4 protein-coding genes and 1 pseudogene are annotated in these 4,188 nt (G+C 62.5%); 2 read left to right on the forward strand and 3 right to left on the reverse strand.

Translation table 11 applies throughout. The features are described from left to right. A pseudogene (locus tag EN906_RS25025) lies at window positions 1-504 on the reverse strand (SPOR domain-containing protein); the annotation flags it as partial. Between EN906_RS25025 and EN906_RS38485 the strand changes: the two are divergent. Further along, on the forward strand, window positions 451-750 hold the full coding sequence (locus tag EN906_RS38485; protein WP_164752341.1) for a hypothetical protein: 300 nt from the start codon (window positions 451-453) through the stop codon (window positions 748-750). The pseudogene EN906_RS25025 and the gene EN906_RS38485 sit on opposite strands and share 54 nt — an antisense overlap. Before the next feature lie 55 nt (window positions 751-805). Here EN906_RS38485 and argS read toward each other — a convergent pair whose 3' ends face one another. Together argS and EN906_RS25035 are read right to left on the reverse strand one after the other, a co-directional pair. Continuing rightward, window positions 806-2,563, reverse strand: coding sequence for an arginine--tRNA ligase (gene argS / locus EN906_RS25030; RefSeq protein ID WP_127272747.1), 1,758 nt, complete (start codon window positions 2,561-2,563; stop codon window positions 806-808). A 75-nt stretch (window positions 2,564-2,638) separates the two neighbouring features. After that, the gene (locus EN906_RS25035; protein WP_127270655.1) at window positions 2,639-3,853 is read right to left on the reverse strand and encodes a deoxyguanosinetriphosphate triphosphohydrolase; all 1,215 of its coding nucleotides are present in this window, start codon (window positions 3,851-3,853) and stop codon (window positions 2,639-2,641) included. Between the two features lie 90 nt (window positions 3,854-3,943). Between EN906_RS25035 and EN906_RS25040 the strand changes: the two genes are divergently transcribed. Continuing rightward, window positions 3,944-4,188, forward strand: a 245-nt coding sequence (locus EN906_RS25040; protein WP_164777338.1) for an iron-sulfur cluster assembly accessory protein, incomplete at its 3' end; no start/stop codon positions are given.

Consider the following 4,188-nt stretch of genomic DNA (forward strand, 5'->3'; position numbering starts at 1 on the left):
CGCCGAATGGTCGTCGAGCACCAGCTCGTCTTCAAGCGAGACTGCCACCGCATCGTCGAATTCGTCATCGGAGGCAACTGGCTCGATAGAAGCGGGCGTGTCGGCAACGGCGTACTGGGCCTCTTCAGCGTACTGGGCCTCTTCGGCTTCCTCATCGATCCGGAGGTCCTGGTCGAGCGAAATGGCCAGCTCGTCCGCCATCGAATGATCGTCCTCGAAGGGAGAGACGTCCTCAAGCGAACCGGCGACGGCATCGTCAAAATCAGACGCGAAAGCCGGCTCGACGGACGGCGCCGCTTCAGCTGCGACCGCATGGCTGGCGCCGGCGACGTGATCGTCTATCTCAGCCATGTCCAGTTGGAAATCGTTGTCGAGCGACACCGAAAGCTCATCGTCCATCGCGCTGGCGTCAGCCGCTTCGAATGCCGGCTCAAGCACGAAGGTCGGCTCATGAGCCTGAACAACCGGAGCGGCGTCGCTGTCGTCAGCGCCGAACTCGCCCATCATTTCTTTTTCGAGATCGATATCGAAATCGCCCTCTTCGAGCCCGTGATCGGCGGCTGGGGCCTGCGGCTGGGCGGGCGATTGCGGCCTGACCGGCTGGCGCGGGTCGAATCCCATGATCCTGGTCAGTTCCGCGAACGGATCATCGTCAGCGATGTCGTTGTTGTCGGCTACTCTCAGCTGGGTTCTGTCTGCCATTATTGTTCCCGAACTCGCACTCATTCGGACGCCATGGACGTCGCGTAGGGTTGGCCCTTACCAGCGCAATGTGGGCAAAAGGTGACAGGTTATTTAGTCAAACCTAACGCATTTCGGTGGGCGCGGCGGCTCCGATCAACGTCAGGCCGGACGTCAAAACGTCCGAAACAGCCTGCACCAGCCCTAGTCTGGCATGCGTCAATTGTCGGTCGTTAACCTTAACAAAACGTAAGTCCGGATTATCCGTGCCACGGTTCCAGTGTCCGTGGAAGCTGGAAGCCAGATCATAGAGGTAAAATGCCAGCCGATGCGGCTCGAGCGCAAGGGCGGCGGACTCGATCAGCCGCGGGTATTCGGCAAGCTTGCGGATCAGGCCGATCTCGCCCTCGTCGGTCAGCAATGCCGCGGCAGACGCCAGGCTGTTGCGGTCGAAATTGGCTTCGCCCAGTTGCTCGCTCGCCTGCCGGAACACCGAATGACAGCGCGCCGAGGCGTACTGGACATAGAACACCGGATTGTCCTTGGACTGCTCGGTCACCTTGGCGAAATCGAAATCCAGGGGCGCATCGTTCTTGCGGTAGAGCATCATGAAGCGGATCGCGTCGCGGCCGACCTCCTCCACCACTTCGCGCAGCGTCACGAAATCGCCCGACCGCTTCGACATGCGCACCGGTTCGCCCTCGCGAAACAGCTTGACCAGATTGCACAGCAGGACAGTGAGCTTCACCTCGTCGCCGGCAATCGCCCGCGCCAGGGCCTCCAGCCGCTTGACGTAGCCGCCATGGTCGGCGCCGAGCACATAGATCAGGTCGACGAAACCGCGATCGACCTTGTCCTTGAGATAAGCGACGTCGGCGGCGAAATAGGTGAACGAGCCATCAGACTTGACCAGCGCCCGGTCCATGTCGTCGCCGACCGCGGTCGAGCGGAACAGCGTCTGCTCGCGGTCCTCCCAATCTTCGGGTTTCTCGCCCTTGGGCGGCGGCAGCTTGCCCTTGTAGATATGGCCCTTCAGCGTCAGATCGTTGATCGCAGAGCGGATCTTCCTGGCTTTGTCGGCGTGCAGCGTGCGCTCGGAGAAGAACACGTCGTGATGCACGTTGAGCATCGCAAGGTCCTCGCGGATCATCGCCATCATCGCATCGATGGTGCGATCCTTGACGATGGCGAGCGCCTCGTCATCGGGCATCTGCAGAAGCGAGCGGCCGTATTCCGCGACCAGCGCCTGGCCGACAGGCACCAGGTAATCGCCGGGATAGAGACCGGCAGGTATTTCGCCGATGTCGTCGCCCAGCGCTTCGCGGTAACGCAGGAATGCGGAACGGCCGAGCACGTCGATCTGCGAGCCGGCGTCGTTGATGACATATTCCTTGGTCACGTCGTAGCCGGCGAAGGCCATCAGATTGGCAAGCGCGTCGCCGACGACAGCACCCCGGCAATGGCCGACATGCATCGGCCCGGTCGGATTGGCCGAGACATATTCGACATTGGTCTTCCTGCCGCCGCCAACCGTCGAGCGGCCATAGTTGCGGCCCTCGCCGAGCAGTGCGGTCAGATGTGTCTGCCAGAAGCCGTCCTTGAGCCTGAGATTGACGAAACCGGGCCCAGCCACTTCCGTCGCCGCGACATCCTTGTCGTCGCGCAGCGCCTGCGCCAGTCTTTCAGCCAGCGCGCGCGGGTTCTGGCCGGTCGGCTTGGCCAGCACCATCGCCGCATTGGTCGCTAGGTCGCCGTGGCTGGCGTCGCGCGGCGGCTCGACGGCAATGCGCGACAGGTCAGGCGAAACGCCGTCTTTGTCTTTCAGATCAAGCGCTTCGACGGCTTTTATGATTCGCGCGGTGAAATCGGCGAAGATGTTCATTTGTGTGACTCTGGGGTCTGGCTCTGGCGGCTTTGCAGCGAATCCGGCTCGTTGGCCGGCAAAATCGAGCCCGCCCTAGCCCAATTCAGGCGTATGGTCAAACAAACGCCGGTGTTCCTTGAGCGCGTAGGTGTCGGTCATACCCGCCAGGAAGTCGGCGACGCTGCGCGCCTTGATGCGGTCGTCGGCCCGATCCAGCCCCTCGCGCCAGCCGTCCGGCATGGCGCGCGGATCGGCGAAATAGGCGTCGAACAGATTTTTGACGATCTGCTCGGCGTCCGCGCGCACCCGCATAACCTCCGCGTGCCGGTAGAGGTGCTTGTACAGGAAGGCCTTCAGTTCTTTCTCCAAGGCAGCCATTTCGGCCGAGAAAACCACCATCGTCTCGCCAGCTGCCCTCACCGCATCGGCGCTCCGCGGCCTGATGCGATCGAGATTGGCGGTCGTCGACTTGATCACGTCCTCGACCATGGCGGTTATCTGCCGCCGCATCAGCTCGTGGCCAGTGCGCACATCATCGAGGGAGGGATAGCGTGAGCGAACGCCTTTCAGGATCGTTCCCGGCAGCGAAACCGTCTCCAGCATGTCCAGCGTCAAGAGCCCTGCCCTCAAGCCGTCATCGATGTCATGCGTGTTGTAGGCTATATCGTCGGCGATCGCCGCGCATTGCGCCTCGATGCCGGCAAACCGGTCGAGTTCGAGATCGTGCAGTTCAGAGTAATCACGGATCGCCTGCGGCACCGGCCCTTTCAGACCTTTGCCGTTAGCATTCGTCAGCGGCCCATTGTGCTTGACCAGGCCTTCCAGCGTTTCCCAGGTCAGGTTGAGCCCATCGAACTCGGCGTAGCGCGCCTCCAGCCTCGTCACGATGCGCAGCGATTGCGCGTTGTGGTCGAAGCCGCCCCAGGCGGCCATCTTTTCGTTCAGCGCGTCCTCGCCGGTGTGGCCGAAGGGCGTGTGGCCGAAATCATGCACCAGCGCCACCGCCTCGGCGAGATCCTCGTCGCCGCGCAGCGCCCGTGCCAGGGCGCGCGCGATCTGCGCCACTTCGATCGAATGGGTCAGCCGGGTGCGATAGTGGTCGCCTTCATGCGCGATGAAGACCTGCGTCTTGTGCTTGAGCCGCCGGAAGGCCGTCGAATGGATGATGCGGTCACGGTCACGCTGGAATGGCGTGCGGGTCGGGCTTTCCACCTCGTCGAACAGCCGCCCGCGCGACTTTGCCGGATCGCAGGCATAGGCGGCGCGCGGCCGATAGCCGAATCCGATGTCGCCCAACTCGTTGGTCATGGCTGATGCTGCCGCAGTTGACTTAGCCAGGTTGACTTGGCCCCTCGCGCTTCATACCTATCATGTGAAACCGAAAGCAAGGTGACGCCCATGGGCGCTGATGCCAAGACTGCCATGAAAGTCGATATGACCGAGGCCGCCGCCAGGCGGATCGCCAGGATTGTCTCGAACGAGGCCGGCAAGACGGCGCTGCGCGTGTCGGTCGAAGGCGGCGGCTGCTCGGGCTTCTCCTACAAGTTCGACCTGGTCGATACGCGCAACGACGACGACGTCGCCATCGAGAAGGACGGCGCCACCGTGCTGATCGACGACCTGTCGCTGGTCTATATGGGCTG

It is taken from the genome of Mesorhizobium sp. M7A.F.Ca.CA.004.06.1.1 (assembly GCF_003999135.1).
Lineage (GTDB): Bacteria > Pseudomonadota > Alphaproteobacteria > Rhizobiales > Rhizobiaceae > Mesorhizobium.